Below are 15,524 nucleotides of genomic sequence, written 5' to 3'. Positions count from 1 at the left end.
ATGTGCAGGGTGCGTCGCACTTGGCCCCAACACCACTCGTCCGATGCATGAGCCTCATTCAGCGGACGCATGAAGCTCATCCGCCCAACGGGGGTACCGGCACTGCGACACGCGAACTCATTACGTCTTATGCATGAGATGGATGGACTGACGATCACGTCTCCGTACACTTGGAAAACGCTCAGTGACGGGGGCGAGGCCGATGGATACCGCGAGACCCAAATCCAGGCGCGCTTGCCCGTGTGGAGCGTTCATCGCCGCTGACAACACCGATCGGCTGTGTCACCGGTGCCGCCGCAACGCTCGTTCCGGCGTGCACGGCCCTCCGGAGGTCCCCTCCGACTTCTGGGACCACCCAGCGATCGCGGCCGCCTGCTCCGACCGCGACATGGGCGCGCTGATCTCCGCATACCGGCACCACCCCCAGCACCTGAGCAGGGTCACGCAGGACCGCATGGCGGCGTGGCTCGGCATCAGCCAGGCGCAGCTCTCGCGTTACGAGTCGGGCGAGAACCAGATCGACCGGCTCGACCGGCTGCGCCACTTCGCGCTCGTGCTCGGGGTGCCCGGCGAACGACTGTGGTTCGACCGAGTCGTCATCCCAGCTCAGGTGGGCTCTCCCGACACGGGCCCGCCAGATGTGCTCGCCGCTGCGTGGGAGGCGACGAGCATTGCCCGTTCGGTCGAGGAGACGGCGAGGAGCGACTTGGCGATCAGCAGACGAGCGGCGCTCACTGGAGCGGCCGCGGTGACGGTGGGGTCCGCACTGGTCGAGCCGCTGCAGCGGTGGTTGCACCCCCTGCAGAACCTGTCGAAGTGGTCGTCGCACTCGGCGATCAGCGAGGAGGAGCTCGCAGCCCTGCAGCGCGTCGCGGACGGGCTGCGCGGCTGGGGCGGGCGTGGCGGGTACGGACTGGCGCGCAAGGCCGTGCTGGGGCAGCTCGACGAGCTGGCCGAACGGCTGCAGCGCGCGCCTGCGGGGCCGACGACGGAGCGGGCGTTCTTCATCGGTGCCGAGCTGTCCAAGGTGGCGGCGAGCATGTCGTTCGACGCCGGCCTGCACAACGCGGCCCAGCGCTACTACGTGCTGGCCATCCGGATGGCGAAGGCCGGCCACAACGACGGCTTCGCGGCGCTGTGCCTGGCCGCCATGGCCCGGCAGATGTTCGACCTCGGCCGGCCGGAGGACGGGCTCGAACTGGTGCAGCTCGGTCAGTACGGCACGCGCCGCACGGGCACGCCGACGTTGAAGGCGCTGCTCCTCACGCGCGAGGCGTGGGCGTACGCGCAGATGGGCAAGGTCCGCGAGTTCCACCAGGCGGTGGGCCTGGCCCAGGACAGTTTTTCGCAGCGTGACGCGGACAACGAACCGCGTTACCTGCACAACTTCGACGAGGCCGAGCTGGAGGGCGTGATCGGGGCACGGTGCCGCGACCTCGCCATGCACGATCCGGCTCAGGCCGTGTTCGCCGAGCAGCACATCCGGCGGGCGCTGGAGCTGCGAGACCCGTCGAAGCTGCGCAACCGCGCGTTCGACGTGATCGGACTGGCGCGCACCAAGATGGTCGCGGGAGACCCGGAGGCAGCGTGCGGGTTGATCAACGAGGTCCTGCCGACAGCGGCGAAGCTCTCCTCGGGGCGCGTGCTCCGCAAGCTGGAGGATTTCGCCAAGGAAGCGGCACGGCACCGCCACATCCGCGCCGTGCAGGAGACACGGGACGCCATCAGAGCGATTCGGACGGCGTGATGCGGGTCGGGATCACCGGACACATGAACCTGGTGCCTGAGTGCGTCCCGGCCGTGCAAGCCGCGATCACCGAGGTGCTGGAACGGCTCGGGCAACCCGTGGTCGGCGTGACGTGCCTCGCGCCGGGCGCCGACCAGGTGTTCGCCCGCGCCGTGCTGGGCATCGGCGGGCAGGTCGAGGTGGTGCTGCCCGCCCTGGACTACCGGGACAAGCTCAAACCGCACCAGGTCGCCGAGTACGACGAGTTGCGCGCAGCCGCCACGGTCGTGAGCGTGCTACCGCACATGTCGTCCGGGCGGCTCGCCTACGTGGCCGCCAACGAACGCATTCTCGCGTCCGTCGAGTTACTGGTGGCGGTGTGGGACGGGGTGCCGCAGCAGGGCAGGGGCGGGACGGCCGACGTGGTGGAGCAGGCGCGGGCTTCCGGGGTGCCGATCGAGGTCGTGTGGCCTTCGGAAGCGCGCCGGAAGTCCTGACTCAGTCGAACTCCTCTACCCGATCACTCACTGGATCACTCCAAACCCGATCATCGCCGTGGTGCCGCCCGCGATCTCTCCACGAGCGGGTTCGAGCGCCTCCCACGCGGCCTCAGCCAGTGCACGATCGTCGAGCCGCCGAGCGATGTGCGCCGTGATCGTCCAAAGCACTTCGTAGAAGTGGTCTGCGCGCGGCGTGGGCAGGTCAGCCGCTGCACGACGAGCCGCGGCAACGTCGCCGTCAGCGAGATGCAGCAGCGGCTGCGCCCACGGCCGGTACGGTCCCCAATCCAGCAAGGGATCCGGCGGAAGCCCGATCGACAACAACGCCAGCGGCAGGAACCCGGCCTCCACGCCGGGCATGCCCGACAGGTCCAGCGTGCGGTAGCCGGCTTCATCCGGTGCACGCATCACGCGGAACCCCTGCGTGAAAACGCGCACCAGCGGGGTCTCGTGGATCTCGGCCAGCTGTTCGACCGCCGTCACATGACGCGCGGCCGCCTCGAAAGCACCGAGAGCCGAATGCGCCTGCATCGCCACGAGGTGACCGAGGATCTCGTACGCGGGCAGGTCGTGGCGGGCCGCCACCTCGATCAACTCATCCGCGATCGCACCCCGCTCGGCAGATCGTCCAGGCCGCTGGAACGACTGCACGAACCGCGCGTTGAGAGCGACCACGAGCACCGCCGGGTCGCCGAGCTCGCGGGCAAGCCGCTCAGCCTCGTGAGCTGCCTCCCACGCCCAGGCATCCCGCGTCCCCCGGTGCTCCAGCGCGATCACGGCGAGCAGCCGCGCCCGCAACGCGACCGGAGCATCCGCGGGGAGCAGCCGCAACGTGCGCCGAGCCGCCTCCACCAGCACCGCGGCCTGGGCGGCGTCGTCGCTGACGGTCCAGTTCGCCGGCACGTCGTAGGCGGTCAGAACGCGAGCGGTGAGCAGCGGATCGCCCAGCCGTTCGGCTTCGGCGACCGCGGCGAAACGCTGGGCCTGCGCCAGCGCCAAGCCGCCGGTCAACGCCGCCTGTCCCGCGACCACGCTCGCGGACCGCAACCGGGCATATCCGCCGGTCCGGGTCACGGCGTGGCGGAGGATGTCCTCCTCGGCGCGGTCGAGATCGGGCACCGCGTCCAGCCCGAACCGGCCCATCAGCCTGCCGCGGGCCTCGCGCAGCACCTCCAGCGCCTCCACCTGCCGCCCGTCCTGGAACAACGCGTGCGCCAGCAGGACATGAGCCTTCTCCCGCCACGGATGCGCCGCGGCGAACGATGAAAGCTCGGCGACCAACGACGCCCCACGGCCCTGGTCGAGCAGAGCGCGCGCACGCAACTCCAACAGCCGAGCGCGCTCCTGCAGCACCCACGGCGACGGGTCGAGATCGGCGTACGGCTCGCCCCAGCTGACCGGGAAAGACCCCTCCTCGAGCCGCCAGGCGTCCACCTCGGCAACCCGCAGCGCATAGCCACGGCCGACCGTCGCGATGGCGTCCGCCCCGAGAGCGGCACGCAGCTCGGACACGAACGTCCGCACCGCACCGACCGCTCCGGCGGGCGGGTCCTCCCAGAGATCGTCGATCAGCGCATCGAGCGACACGACCCGCCCACCAGCCGCCACGAGACGACCGAGCAGCTCACGACGACGTTTGCTGCCAACGGCCACAACACGACCATCAGTGCCGATGACCGTGACCGGTCCAAGCACCCTGATCTGCACGAACCGGATGCTAATCGCCTGCTGATCAGGCCGCCCGATCCTGGTTCCCATGAACGAGATCGCCCTCAACACCGTCATCACCGGCGAAGGCCCCCCGATCGTCCTGCTGCACGGCTTCCCGCAAACCCACCTGATGTGGCGCCACGTCGCGCCGAAGCTCGCCGAGCACCACACCGTCATCTGCCCCGACCTGCGCGGCTACGGGGCCAGCAGCAAGCCGCGGCACGGTTACGACAAGCGCACGATGGCCCAGGACGTCATCAACCTGGCCGATGAGCTCCAACTCGGCACGTTCGCCCTGGTCGGCCACGACCGGGGCGTGCACGTGGCCTTCCGTGCCGCCCTGGACCACCCGGACCGGATCAGCCACCTCGGCCTGCTGGACAGCGTCCCGGCCCTGGACACCTGGGAGGTGCTGCGTGGACGCGAGGCAGCGGTGGCCTTCCACCTCTACCTGATGGCCCAGCCGGAAGGCCTGCCGGAGGAACTGATCTCCAACAGCGCCGACGCGTTCTTCGGCCACTTCCTCGACGTGTGGGCGAAGAGCCCGTTCCCGGACGACATCAGGGCCGGCTACCTCAAAGCCGCACGAGAAGCCGTGCCCTCGATCGTCGCCGACTTCCGCGCCCTGGCGACCATCGACGTCGAGCACGACCGCGCCGACCTCGAAGCGGGCAGGAAACTCACGATGCCCGTAGCCGTCATGCAGCAGGACTGGGGCAGTCAGCTCGGCTTCGACCCCACCGAGCTCTGGCGCAAGTGGGCGACCGACCTCCGGTACACCACCACCAGCGCGGGCCACTTCATGGCCGAGGAGGCACCGGACGAGGTCGTCTCGTTCATCCGGGACCTCGTTGCTCCGGTTGAGGGAAGTTCGTCGGCAACCGGACCAACTCAGGCGACAGGTCTGGCGGCCCACGGGGCTCGTTGATCACGATTTCGGGGCATGGCAGCCGAACCGTTCGCCCGCCTGGCCGACCGCCAGCACGCGTTGCGAACAGCACTACGAGCACTGCAGGCAGCGGGACCCGGCAGCCCTGACTTCCCCGTGCTCCTAGCCGAGACCGCCAAAGAGGTCGAGGCCGTGATGCACGCCCGCCGCGACGTCGAGGCGGCCCGCCTGACCGTCCCGAACAGGGCGATCGCGGCGGGCACCGCCATCGCGGCCCTCGTCGTGGTGATCGGCTGGTTCGACGGCTGGTCGCTGCTGTCCGTCCTGCTCGCGGTGGCCGTCGCGGCCGCGGTCCTGGTCGATCCCGTCGGCCGCGGGATCTGGGAGCCGCGGGCCAGAACGGCGGCGGCCGCGGCGGCCCTCCTCGCGGTCGTGCTGACACCATTGGCGAACGGCTGGGCCTCCCTGGCCGTGCTGGCGGGCGTCGCCTGGTGGGCGTGGAGGACTCTGCGATGAAGAACATCGACCCGGTCAAGGCCCTGGACGACAAGGTCGAGCGGCTCAAGAAGGACCTCAAGTCGCTCGGCGACCGCATCGACAACGCCCAGACCGACGCCGCCCAGCACAAGCTCAGCACGACCAACCAGGTCCGCGACACCACGCGCAAGATCGCCAAGACCAACGAGAGGGTCACCGAGCTCGCGGAGAGCGTGCACCGGCTGGAGCGGTTGCTGGTGGCGCTCAACAGGAAGGTCCGGGCCGGCGAGACGCGGAAGGCCGACTTCGACACCTGGCCGGAGATCGGCAAACCGCTCATCGCCAGGATCCTCGCGGGCCAGGAAGCCTACGCGCGCAAGACGTTCACGCCGCAGGAGGCCAAGACCAGGCGCAGGGCCGTCGCCGAGTACGACCGGCAGGCGCACGAGGCGATCGACGCCGCCGAAGCGCTCACGACGTTGCCACCCAACGCGGAATCGTTGTGGCGCAAGAAGTACAAGCAGTGGCAGACGATCGTCGGCAAACAACGCCCGGAAGCACCGGACGACAACGAGCACGCCGGCGACGCCGCCGCCAAGACGGCGGGCAACGAGGCCGTCGCCCAGGCACGCGAGCTGATCCGCGCCCGCATCGAGGACGCGGTCGCGAACGACCTGCTGTTCCCGGCGTGGTTCGAGAACATGCTGGGACCGGCCGCACCGCCCGGCAAGGCGGACGATTGGCTTTACACCGCAACGGATGTCGTGTTGTACCGGCTGTTGCACGACATCACGAGCCCGGCGAGCGCGCTGGGTACGGCACCCCAGGAACAAGGGCATCGCAGAACCCTCCACGACCGTCTGATCGTGGAGTGCGCGGACTACCGCAAGCCGTGAAGGCAAGCCGTGAGATGCACCGGACAGGGCACTGTGTTTGATTGCCGCTCCTTCGGAGACGGCGGTGAGTTCGCCTTTGAGTCGGTCGTCCGGCCGAATCGCTCGCACCTAATCGGGCTTCGCCGAACTCGGCGCGAGCGGTTGACCGGACGACCGACGCGAACTCACTGCCCGAGCACTCACATCACGCCAGCTCGAGGCTGAACCGCTGCTGCTCGGCGTCCACCGCGAGCACCTTCACCTGCACCGACGAGCCGACCTCGGCCTGCCTGCCGTGCAGGAGCCCGTGTGCACCGGCGGGGTGCTCGATGAACGAACCGAACGGGACGGTCGAGACGACCTTCCCGGAAAAGACATCACCAACGTTGGGGAGCATTGCGCATCACCTCCTCTCCCGTGCGCGTATCCCGAAGAACGGATAGCGCGGGGGCAGGAGGGGCCCTGATCAAGTCAGGGCCGGGCAACCGTTCCGCTCACGGCACAAGGCCGACCCGGCAGTCATGACGCAAACCCTAGCCACCACAGGCCGTTGTCCGCAATGGAACTTAGACTCCCTCACATGCTGGAGACGTCCGCACGGCTGCTGAAGCTCCTCTCCCTCCTGCAGGTGCGGCGCGACTGGACGGGTCCTGAGCTCGCCGAACGGCTCAGCGTCGACGTCCGCACGATCCGCCGCGACGTCGACAAGCTCCGCAGCCTCGGCTACCCCGTCACGTCACTGCCCGGTGCGACCGGCGGCTACCAGCTCGGCGCCGGCGCGGAGCTCCCGCCGCTGCTGCTCGACGACGACGAAGCGGTCGCCGTGGCGGTAGGGCTGCGGACCGCCGCCAACGGCACGATCGCGGGCATCGAGGAGACGTCGGTCCGCGCGCTCACGAAGCTCGAACAGGTCCTGCCGTCCCGTCTACGCCGCCGGGTGCAGGCGCTGCAGGCCCACACGACTCCACTGACGGCCGCGGGCCCCACGGTCGACCCGGAGACGCTCACGATCATCGCCGCCGCCTGTCGCGACCACCAGCAGCTGCGGTTCACCTACGCCCCAACGCAAGGCGAGCCCGCGAGACGGCTCGTCGAACCCCAAGGCCTCGTGCACACCGGGCGCCGGTGGTACCTCGTCGCCTGGGACCTGTCCAAAGAAGACTGGCGGACGTTCCGCGTCGACCGCATCACCACCGAGCCCGCCCTCGCCGCCCGCTGCGCGCCCCGCCGGCCGCCGGCGGAGAGCCTCGGCGAGTTCGTGTCCCGGCAGGTCTCCTCGAACGTCTACACCTACCAGGCGGTGCTGACGATCCACGCCCCGCTCGAGACCGTCGCCGAACGCACCTCGCCGATGTCGGCGTCGCTGGAACCGATCGACGACAGCTCGTGCCGGATGATCACCGGCGCCGACACGCCCGACCGGATCCTGTGGCACCTCATGTTCCTCGGTTTCGACTTCGACGTGCACGAGCCGCCCGAGCTCAGGGACTACGCGCGAACACTCATCAGCAGGCTGCAGAACGCGATTGGAGTGCAACCGTGACAGTGGATTTCGCGACCGTCGCGGACCCGTTCCGCCGCGAGCTGCTCGCGCACTGCTACCGGATGCTCGGCTCAGTGCACGACGCCGAGGACCTGGTGCAGGAGACGTACCTGCGCGCGTGGAAGGCGTACGGCCAGTTCGAGGGCCGCTCGTCGGTGCGAACGTGGCTGTACCGCATCGCGACGAACGTCTGCCTCACCGCGCTCGACAGCCGGACCCGGCGGCCGATGCCGTTCGGGCTGTCCACGAGCTCGGCGCAGGACGACCCGCTGACCCAGGACCACGAGATCCCGTGGCTGGAGCCGTTCCCGACCGACCCGGCCGCGATCGTCACCGAACGCGAGTCCACCCGGCTCGCGTTCGTCGCCGCCCTCCAGCACCTGCCGCCGAGGCAGCGCGCGGTGCTGATCCTGCGCGACGTGCTGCGGCTGACCGCCGCCGAGACCGCCGACCAGCTCGACATGACCGTCGCGGCCGTCAACAGCGCGCTGCAACGCGCGCACGCGCAGCTCAAGGACCTCACCGAGGACTCCGTCACCGAACCCGCGGACGCGAAGCAGCTGCTGGACCGGTGGATGACGGCGTTCGAGGCCAAGGACATCCCGGCGATCATCGGCATGTTCACCGAGGACGTCGTCTGGGAGATGCCGCCGTACCCGCAGTGGTACCGCGGTCCCGAGATGGTCGCGTGGCACCTCGCGAACCAGTGCCCGGCCGTCCCCCACGGCGCGCGGATGATCGAAGCGGAAGCGAACGGCCAGCCCGCCTACGGGCTGTACCTGAGAGATGCCGACGGTGTGTTCCGGCCGTTCAACCTCCAGGTGCTGGAAGTGCGGGACGACCGGATCACGCGCGTCTCGTCGTTCTTCGACCTCAGTCTGTTCCCGAAGTTCGGGCTGCCTTCGACCGCATGAACTCGGACCTGTCGAGCGGCCGGTTCACGACCCGCATGTCACCGATCCAGCCGTGCAACGACTTCTCGACGACCTTGTCGTACGCGTAGGCACCGACGAGCCACGGGTCGCCTGCGGTCGAGATGCCGCGTGCGGGCGTCGAAGGGTTGCGCAGCAAGGGAGATCCGTCGACGTACATCGTGGTGTGCACGCCGTCGTTGACCACCGCGACGTGCCACCACGTCTCGTAGTCCATCTCGTGGCCCCAGTTCGTGGACAGCCCCGGCAGGTTGCGCGGGAACACCGCCCACTGCAGGCTGCCGCCGCCGGCGAGGTTCAGCGTGGCGATCGGCTCGCTCGGGTCGTCCCCGGTCTTGCCGGCCGCCGAACCGGGCGCGAGCTTGGTGAACAGACCGCACCACGGGTGATTGAAGTCCTTGGGCAGCTTGAGGAACAGCTCGATCGTGTAACCGCGCTCGAACGTCTGCCGGTTCAGCGGCGCACCGTCCACAGTGGTCAGGTAGCCGCTCTTGCCGAAGAACAGCGACCGGTGCGACGGCGCGAACCGGTGATGGTCGTCCGACGCCGTCAGCGTGCCGGTCTGCGTGAGGTCGTTGCCGTTGCCGGACAGGTCCTTCAGCCCTTCGCCGAGCCGCCAGTACGCGACGGTGCCGTGCACCAGGACGTCACGGGCGGGCTGTGCCGTCGGCAGCACCGGCGGGTCGAACCGGGCGAACCGCTGCTCGAAGTCGATCGGCACGCTGAACCGGTCGACAGGCCCGGTCAGCTCGATCTCCTTGCGCTCCAGCGGGTTGAGCGTCCTCTTGCCCACCAGCCACGGCGACAGCGTGCGCACGTCGATGGTCTTGCGGTCGAGGTCGAAGTGGTAGAGCCGGATCATCGCGCCGCCACCGTAGTAGCGGTCCTGGTAGTTCGTGATGTGCACATGCACGTCGTTGCCCGCGGCGTTGCGCAGCGTCGCCCGTGCCGGAGGCCAGAAGTGCCCGTTCAGCGCCAGGAAGATCTGGTCGTTGTCCTTGATCAGGTCGTCCCACAGCTTGTGCCCGTAGTCGGACATCGCCGCGACACCGTCGCCGCCGTCGTAGACCAGTTCGTGCGTGGTGAGGATGACCGGCAGCTTGGCGTGTTGCTTCAGCACCGAGCGCGCCCACTCGAAACCCTTGGCGGACATGCGCCAGTCCAGCGCCAGGACCAGCCACTCCTTGCCCGCGGCCCGGAACACGTGGAACGTGTTGTAGCCGTCGGCGCTCGACCCGCGGAACGTCGGCGAGTGCCGGAACCGCTGCGGCCCGAACCTGTCCAGGTACGGCGTGCGGCCGCGCTGGTCGTCGGTGCGCGAGTCCGGCAGGTCGTGGTTGCCCGCGAGCACGCTGTACCCGACGCGGCGCCGGTCGAGCACCTCGAACCGCTCGCTGATGTCGTCGATCTCGCTCTGCCGCCCGTTCTCGACGAGGTCGCCGAGGTGGCTGACGAAGACGATGTTCTCCGACCTCTGGTGGTCGATCAGGTACTGCAACGTGGCCTTCAACGGTGCCGGGTCGCCGCGGTCCAGGTCGAACATGTACTGCGTGTCCGGGATCACGGCGAGCGTGAACCTGCGCGCCTCGGGGTCCGGCCTGCCGCCCTGGACAACGATGTCAGCCGCTGCGGAACCAGGCGTGACCAGGGCGGCAGCGGCAGCGGCGGCACCGGTGCCGAGCAGGAAGGAGCGGCGGGACGCAGTCATGGCGCGGACTGTAGGTGGCCTGCACCAACGCCAGGCGAACGGAGAGAAGACCTCCGAGCACTGATCTGTAGCCTTGCTAACCATGTCCTGGGGATTGTTGGCGGTGGCGGGTGTCGTGGTCGCGTTGGGGGGACTGCTGCAGGGCCTGATCGGCTTCGGCCTGGCGCTGGTGGCCGTGCCGCTGCTGGCGCTGCTCGACCCGGCGCTCGTGCCGGTGCCCGTGCTGGTCGTCGCCAGTGCGCACGCGATGATGTCGCTGGTCAGGGAGTTCGGTCACGTCGACTGGCGCGGTGTGGGCTGGGCGATGCTGGGCCGCCTGCCGGGCACGGTCGTCGGCATCTGGATCGTGGACTCGCTCGACCCCAAGAGCTTCGGTGTCGTGGTCGGCGTCGCGGTGCTGGCGTGCGTGCTGCTGTCGGTCATCTCCTGGCGCCCGCAGCCCACGCCGCCATCGCTCGTGACGGCCGGTGTCGCGAGCGGCTCGTTCGGCACGGCGACGTCGATCGGCGGCCCGATGGTCGCACTGCTCTACCAGAACCAGTCGGGCCCTCAGGTCAGGGCGACGCTGGCGGCGTTCTTCACGCTGGGCTCGGTGGTCTCGATCATCGGCCTCACCGCCACCGGTAACGTCACCGCGCACCAGCTGTGGGCGGGGCTCGCGCTGATCCCCTTCCTGGTGGCGGGTTTCCTGCTGTCCGGGCCGTTGCGCAAGAGGTTCGACGCGGGCGGCATCAGGACCCCCATGCTGGTCGTGGCGGGGGCGAGTGCCGTGGTGCTGATCGTGAGGAGCGCGCTGCTGTGATCTGGCGGACGATCATCTCCGGGGCGGCGCTCGTCGCTCTCTCCCTGATCAACGACCAGATGCACTGGCTGCTACCGCTCACGTACGCGGCCGTGGCGATCACTGTGCTGCTCATCGTCGTGGCGCCACGACCTGCATGGGTGGCGCTGGTGATCGCGGGGATCAGTGCGTTCGCAGTTCGCACAGTCACCATGGCCATCAGCCCGCCGCTCTCCGACGACCCCTGCCTCCACGGCGGAATTGTCTGCGGTGGCAGCCAGCCTGGCTGGTACCGGAGCACCGATCTGTACGGCTCCGACGACACCACGTACCTCGTCGAGCTGCCCTTCCTCCCGGCGTGGGCACTTGTCGTCGGCGTGCTGGGCTGGGCGATCCGGTGCCTCAGCTGGCGCGTGGCTGTCGCAGGCGCCCTGTACGCCGTGGCGGTGTGGCAGATGCCGTTCGAGGCCCCGATCGTGCTCTTCGCCGCCGCTGCCGCCGCGATCGGGCCGCGCAGGGACGCCCGCTACCTGACCGGCATCGGGATTCTCGCGCTCGTGTTGATCGACCAGCGGGGACCGTGGACGTTGCTGGTCACGATCATCGCGATCACCGTGACGCTCGGACTGGGAATCTGGGCCTGGGTCAAGAAGAACGGCGTCGACGGTGCCGTGGCCCTGGTGTCGCTGGCCTCGGCGGCGCTGACGCCGTTCCTCAGTGCGGGAGTGCTGCTGGTCGCGTCAGCGATCAAGCAACGCACGCTGGCCGTGGTCGCGGTCTGCGCACTCGGTGCGGTGGCCGTGGGTCAGACCCTCGTGCCCCGCGACGAGGCGCAGACGTTCGCCACGCTCAGGGCTGTGCCCGTGGACACCGGTTTCACCGACGAGCAGAGCTCCCCGATCTGGCTGATCGCGGGCGGAGTGCTCCTGGCCGGCGCGGCGGTGGCGGCGCTGTACCGGCACCGCCACCGCCGCGAGCCCGATCAGGCGAACGGCTGAACGTTCGGCTGGAACACCGAGCCGTCAACCGGCGCGACGAGGTCCACCAGGTACGCGGCCACGGCCGCGTCGGTGGCTGCCGAGCGGCCCAGGATGCAGTGGCCGAACGAGTCGACGCTGATCAGCCGCGCGTTGCCGAGCTGCTTGGCCATGCGCTGCGAGAACAGGTACTGCGTCGCCGGGTCGTAGTAGTTGCCCACCACGACGATCGGGTTCTTCGTGTGGCGGTTCCACGGGCCGATCCAGCGGTCCGGGTGGCGCGTCGGCCAGGTCGGGCACGTCATCAGGTCGGACGCGGCCTGGTAGCGGCCGAACGTGGGCGACTCCTTCTCCCACTTGTTCGCCGTCTGCTCCCAGAAGCGGTTCGTACGCGCGAACGGCTTGTCGGTGCAGTTGACCGCGTAGTAGGAGTCGTCGGCGGTGTACGGGGTGTCCGGCAGCGCGTCCACGTCCCAGCGACCGTTGTTGTTCGCCGGCTCGGGAACGTCCACAGCGGACTGAACGCTCAGCGCCGCGGCGGACGCCTCTGCCGGGTTGAGGGCCACGTGGACCTTCTGCAGCCACGGCACCAGAGTGTTGATCCGCGCCACCGAGTACAGGTCGCCCGCCACCCTGCCGGTGACGGTGGCCAGCGAGACCGGGGCGGGCTCGCCCGGCACCGCGACCGGGCCGTTCTTGCGCAGCGCGGCCTTCATGTTCTCGAACTTCTGGCGGGCGTTGCCGGCGAACGCGCACTTGGCCGCACCCACCGCGTCACAGCGCTTCAGCATCGCGTCGAGCGCGATCTCGAAGCCCTGCGCGCGCTGGCGGTCGTACTCGGTGCCGTTGGTCAGGCGCAGCCGCGGGTCGACGTTGCCGTCGATCACCATCGCCCGCGTGCGGTGCGGGAAGATGTTGGCGTACGTCGAGCCGAGCAGCGTGCCGTAGGAGAAGCCGACGAAGTTGAGCTGCTTGTCGCCGACGGCCTCGCGCAGGACGTCGAGGTCGCGCGCGACGGCCTCGGTCGACATGTGGTTGAGCAGCGGGCCGGCGTTGATCTTGCAGTAGTCCGTGTAGACCTTGGACTGCCGCAGCGAGCTCGCGATCTCCTCCTTGGTGATGGGCAGCTCGTACCAGCCCTGCGCCACCGCCTCCGCCTCTTCCTGCGTGCGGAAGCAGCGCAACGGGGCACTGCGGGCCACACCGCGCGGGTCGAAGCCGACGATGTCGAACCGGTCCAGCACCGCAGGCTGGAAGTAGTTCTTCGCGACGGCACCGCGGACGTAGCCGGAACCGCCGGGACCTCCGGGGTTGAGGAAGATCGTGCCGATCTTGCGCGCCGGGTCGTTGGCGGGCCGCTTCATCATGGCGATGCCGGTCTTCTCACCTCGCGGGCGCGAGTGGTCGACGGGCACCTCCTGGACGGCGCAGCTGAGCCGCGCCTTCTCCTCGGGGGTCACGCTGGCCGGGAGGTTGGCGAGTTCGCCTGCCGCACACTGCCCCCAGGCAGCGGGTCTGACGGCGGAGGTCTCGGTCTGGGCACTCGCCGTGCCCAGACCGGAAACGATGGTGCCCAGCACGAGCGCGCAGGCAAGCGCGGCACGCACGGCACGCACAGATGCAGGTGATGACGTCACGGAAGCACCCCATCACCCACGGTGCGCCGTTTGTACCCGCCTATCGGAGGGTTGTATCCCCAGTGCCCTGACCCTAGACAGCCCGGGCCAGCGACACCGCGAACCTGCCTTCTGTGTCGGTCCACCAGCGGTGCAAGGAAAATCCGCCCTCTTCCAGCTCCCGCCGCACGCCTTCCTCGCGGAACTTCGCCGACACCTCGGTCCGCAGTTCCTCACCCGCGCGGAATTCCACGGTCAGGCCGAGGTCGGCGAGCGTCACCCGCATGTCCCGCTTGGCGCGCAACCGCATCTCGATCCATTCCCGCTCGGCGTTCCACAACGCCACGTGCTCGAACGACTCGACGTCGAAGTCGCCGCCGACCTCGCGGTTGAGCACGTTCAACACGTTGCGGTTGAACTCCGCAGTGACACCCTGCGCGTCGTCGTACGCGCGCACCAGCGTCTGCTCGTCCTTCACCAGGTCCGTGCCGAGCAGCAGCCACTCCCCCGGCTGCACCACGTCGCGGACGGCGCGGAAGAACTTCTCCCGCTCCTCCGGGATCAGGTTGCCGATCGTGCCGCCCAGGAACGCCACCAGGCGCGGTGACTCACCCGGCAGCAGCGACAGGTGCTGTGTGAAGTCGCCGACCACACCGTGCACGCGCAGCCCCGGATAGTCCGCCATGATCGCGTGCGCCGCGTCCGTCAACGCCGACACCGACACGTCCTGAGGCACGAACTCCTGCAACGTCCCGTGCTCGCGAAGGGCGCTGAGCAGCAGCCGCGTCTTCTCCGACGACCCGGACCCCAGCTCCACCAGCGAATGCGCCCCGGTCGTCGCCGCGATCTCGCTCGCGCGGTCGCCGAGCACCTCGCGTTCGGCGCGCGTCGGGTAGTACTCGGGCAGTCGCGTGATGTCCTCGAACAACGCGCTGCCCACCGCGTCGTAGAACCACTTCGGCGACACCCACTTCGGGCTTGCCGTCAGCCCGGCGCGCACGTCGGCACGTAGCGCGTGTGCGGCGTCCTCCGGCGTGAGATGAACGTCCAGCACCGGCTCGGTCATATCGGTCGAACCTCCACAGTGGATGGAACGGCGGTGACCACGTGCCGGTCGGGGATCTCCCGCCAGTCCGGGTCGTCGTCAAGCGGTTCGGACGCGAGCGTCACGCTCTGTCCTTTGGCGAGCACCCACAGGGCGTGTGTCCACGTCGTCCCCACGAGCACTTCTCCGTTGGTCAGCAGGAAGTTCAGGCGCGACTTCGGCGCCGCGTCCGTCACTTCCCGCACCAGTTCAACAAGCGTTTGCGCCGGGTTCTTCCCCGTTTCCAGCCGGCGTCTGAGCACCGTCCACAACAGCGCGGAGTCGGTCGGCGCGTCCATCGTGAGCACGTCGGTCACGTCCAGCGTCTTCGCGAGCCCGGCCACGGTGTGCGGCCAGCCGTCGACGCGTCCGTTGTGGCTGAACAACCAGGTGCCGTCGGTGAACGGCGCGCACGCCGCGTCGGCGACCGGCATCCCGGTGGTCGCCGAGCGGACCGCGGCCAGGAAGGCCGTCGACTCCGCGGACGCCAGCTGCCGCAGGTTCGGGTCGCTCCACAACGTGCCCGCGCGCCGGTACCGGACCGGACCGGGGAACCAGCCGACGCCGTAGCCGTCGACGTTCACGGTTCCCCCGGCCTGCATGTCCTTCGGCGCGTACGACTGGCGCTCCAGCGAGTGCGGCGCGTCGTAGACCAGGCCCGCCACAGGCACGGCGGGGCCCAGGTAAGCCAGATGGCGGCACATCG

15 protein-coding genes are annotated in these 15,524 nt (G+C 69.3%); 9 read left to right on the top strand and 6 right to left on the bottom strand.

What is annotated here, in order from left to right; genetic code table 11:
• The first annotated feature begins 313 nt into the window (after positions 1-313).
• The gene (locus tag C8D87_RS41000; protein WP_233439621.1) at positions 314-1,747 is read left to right on the top strand and encodes a helix-turn-helix domain-containing protein; all 1,434 of its coding nucleotides are present in this window, start codon (positions 314-316) and stop codon (positions 1,745-1,747) included.
• Positions 1,748-1,770: 23 nt separating this feature from the next.
• Positions 1,771-2,223 carry a hypothetical protein gene (locus C8D87_RS40995; protein WP_233439620.1) on the top strand — a complete coding sequence of 151 codons (453 nt, stop codon included), beginning with the start codon at positions 1,771-1,773 and terminating at the stop codon, positions 2,221-2,223.
• 27 nt (positions 2,224-2,250) lie between these two features.
• On the opposite strand, the gene C8D87_RS40990 is transcribed toward C8D87_RS40995, so the two are convergent.
• Positions 2,251-3,933: a BTAD domain-containing putative transcriptional regulator gene (locus C8D87_RS40990; RefSeq protein WP_112231745.1), complete on the bottom strand. Its 1,683-nt coding sequence runs from the start codon at positions 3,931-3,933 to the stop codon at positions 2,251-2,253.
• Positions 3,934-3,982: 49 nt separating this feature from the next.
• Between C8D87_RS40990 and C8D87_RS40985 the strand changes: the two genes are divergently transcribed.
• From C8D87_RS40985 to C8D87_RS47270, 3 genes are read left to right on the top strand one after another with little or no spacing between them, the layout of a single operon-like run.
• On the top strand, positions 3,983-4,864 hold the full coding sequence (locus tag C8D87_RS40985; RefSeq protein ID WP_112231614.1) for an alpha/beta fold hydrolase: 882 nt from the start codon (positions 3,983-3,985) through the stop codon (positions 4,862-4,864).
• 15 nt (positions 4,865-4,879) lie between these two features.
• Positions 4,880-5,341: a hypothetical protein gene (locus tag C8D87_RS40980; RefSeq protein WP_112231612.1), complete on the top strand. Its 462-nt coding sequence runs from the start codon at positions 4,880-4,882 to the stop codon at positions 5,339-5,341.
• Positions 5,338-6,198 carry a hypothetical protein gene (locus tag C8D87_RS47270; RefSeq protein WP_215732631.1) on the top strand — a complete coding sequence of 287 codons (861 nt, stop codon included), beginning with the start codon at positions 5,338-5,340 and terminating at the stop codon, positions 6,196-6,198. Before C8D87_RS40980 ends, C8D87_RS47270 begins: the two co-directional genes overlap by 4 nt.
• A 184-nt stretch (positions 6,199-6,382) precedes the next feature.
• Here C8D87_RS47270 and C8D87_RS40970 read toward each other — a convergent pair whose 3' ends face one another.
• The gene (locus C8D87_RS40970; RefSeq protein ID WP_109637851.1) at positions 6,383-6,574 is read right to left on the bottom strand and encodes a S1 RNA-binding domain-containing protein; all 192 of its coding nucleotides are present in this window, start codon (positions 6,572-6,574) and stop codon (positions 6,383-6,385) included.
• A gap of 183 nt (positions 6,575-6,757) precedes the next feature.
• Here C8D87_RS40970 and C8D87_RS40965 point away from each other — a divergent pair, with 183 nt between their 5' ends.
• A complete protein-coding gene (locus tag C8D87_RS40965) occupies positions 6,758-7,720 on the top strand; it encodes a helix-turn-helix transcriptional regulator (protein WP_146772026.1) in 963 nt (320 codons plus the stop codon).
• On the top strand, positions 7,717-8,634 hold the full coding sequence (locus tag C8D87_RS40960; protein ID WP_233442523.1) for a sigma-70 family RNA polymerase sigma factor: 918 nt from the start codon (positions 7,717-7,719) through the stop codon (positions 8,632-8,634). The genes C8D87_RS40965 and C8D87_RS40960 overlap by 4 nt, the downstream gene beginning before the upstream one ends.
• On the opposite strand, the gene C8D87_RS40955 is transcribed toward C8D87_RS40960, so the two are convergent.
• On the bottom strand, positions 8,594-10,360 hold the full coding sequence (locus C8D87_RS40955) for a LamG-like jellyroll fold domain-containing protein (protein WP_112231608.1): 1,767 nt from the start codon (positions 10,358-10,360) through the stop codon (positions 8,594-8,596). The genes C8D87_RS40960 and C8D87_RS40955 overlap by 41 nt on opposite strands.
• Before the next feature lie 82 nt (positions 10,361-10,442).
• Here C8D87_RS40955 and C8D87_RS40950 point away from each other — a divergent pair, with 82 nt between their 5' ends.
• Positions 10,443-11,162, top strand: coding sequence for a sulfite exporter TauE/SafE family protein (locus C8D87_RS40950; protein ID WP_112231606.1), 720 nt, complete (start codon positions 10,443-10,445; stop codon positions 11,160-11,162).
• Positions 11,159-12,139 carry a hypothetical protein gene (locus C8D87_RS40945; RefSeq protein ID WP_112231604.1) on the top strand — a complete coding sequence of 327 codons (981 nt, stop codon included), beginning with the start codon at positions 11,159-11,161 and terminating at the stop codon, positions 12,137-12,139. The genes C8D87_RS40950 and C8D87_RS40945 overlap by 4 nt, the downstream gene beginning before the upstream one ends.
• Here C8D87_RS40945 and C8D87_RS40940 read toward each other — a convergent pair.
• The 3 genes from C8D87_RS40940 to egtC all read right to left on the bottom strand — a co-directional run bounded on the left by C8D87_RS40940 (position 12,124) and on the right by egtC (position 15,522).
• A complete protein-coding gene (locus C8D87_RS40940; protein ID WP_325049763.1) occupies positions 12,124-13,734 on the bottom strand; it encodes an alpha/beta fold hydrolase in 1,611 nt (536 codons plus the stop codon). The genes C8D87_RS40945 and C8D87_RS40940 overlap by 16 nt on opposite strands.
• 94 nt (positions 13,735-13,828) lie before the next feature.
• Complete coding sequence (gene egtD, locus C8D87_RS40935; protein ID WP_112231602.1) at positions 13,829-14,800, bottom strand: L-histidine N(alpha)-methyltransferase; 972 nt, start codon at positions 14,798-14,800, stop codon at positions 13,829-13,831.
• Positions 14,797-15,522, bottom strand: a complete 726-nt coding sequence (gene egtC / locus C8D87_RS40930; protein WP_112231600.1) for an ergothioneine biosynthesis protein EgtC — start codon at positions 15,520-15,522, stop codon at positions 14,797-14,799. Before egtC ends, egtD begins: the two co-directional genes overlap by 4 nt.
• Positions 15,523-15,524 lie beyond the last annotated feature (2 nt).

The sequence above is a fragment of the Lentzea atacamensis genome (assembly GCF_003269295.1).
Classification (GTDB): domain Bacteria; phylum Actinomycetota; class Actinomycetes; order Mycobacteriales; family Pseudonocardiaceae; genus Lentzea; species Lentzea atacamensis.
Note: the sequence above shows the minus strand (reverse complement) of the source record. Positions and strands in the feature narration are given on the sequence as shown.

Excerpts from the sequence above, each read along its gene's own strand:
- C8D87_RS40995 (WP_233439620.1), top strand. The coding sequence starts at position 1,771 with ATGAACCTGGTGCCTGAGTGCGTCCCGGCCGTGCAAGCCGCGATCACC.
- C8D87_RS40985 (WP_112231614.1), top strand. The coding sequence starts at position 3,983 with ATGAACGAGATCGCCCTCAACACCGTCATCACCGGCGAAGGCCCCCCG.
- C8D87_RS40980 (WP_112231612.1), top strand. The coding sequence starts at position 4,880 with ATGGCAGCCGAACCGTTCGCCCGCCTGGCCGACCGCCAGCACGCGTTG.
- C8D87_RS47270 (WP_215732631.1), top strand. The coding sequence starts at position 5,338 with ATGAAGAACATCGACCCGGTCAAGGCCCTGGACGACAAGGTCGAGCGG.
- C8D87_RS40970 (WP_109637851.1), bottom strand. The coding sequence starts at position 6,574 with ATGCTCCCCAACGTTGGTGATGTCTTTTCCGGGAAGGTCGTCTCGACC.
- C8D87_RS40965 (WP_146772026.1), top strand. The coding sequence starts at position 6,758 with ATGCTGGAGACGTCCGCACGGCTGCTGAAGCTCCTCTCCCTCCTGCAG.
- C8D87_RS40955 (WP_112231608.1), bottom strand. The coding sequence starts at position 10,360 with ATGACTGCGTCCCGCCGCTCCTTCCTGCTCGGCACCGGTGCCGCCGCT.
- C8D87_RS40950 (WP_112231606.1), top strand. The coding sequence starts at position 10,443 with ATGTCCTGGGGATTGTTGGCGGTGGCGGGTGTCGTGGTCGCGTTGGGG.
- egtD (WP_112231602.1), bottom strand. The coding sequence starts at position 14,800 with ATGACCGAGCCGGTGCTGGACGTTCATCTCACGCCGGAGGACGCCGCA.
- egtC (WP_112231600.1), bottom strand. The coding sequence starts at position 15,522 with ATGTGCCGCCATCTGGCTTACCTGGGCCCCGCCGTGCCTGTGGCGGGC.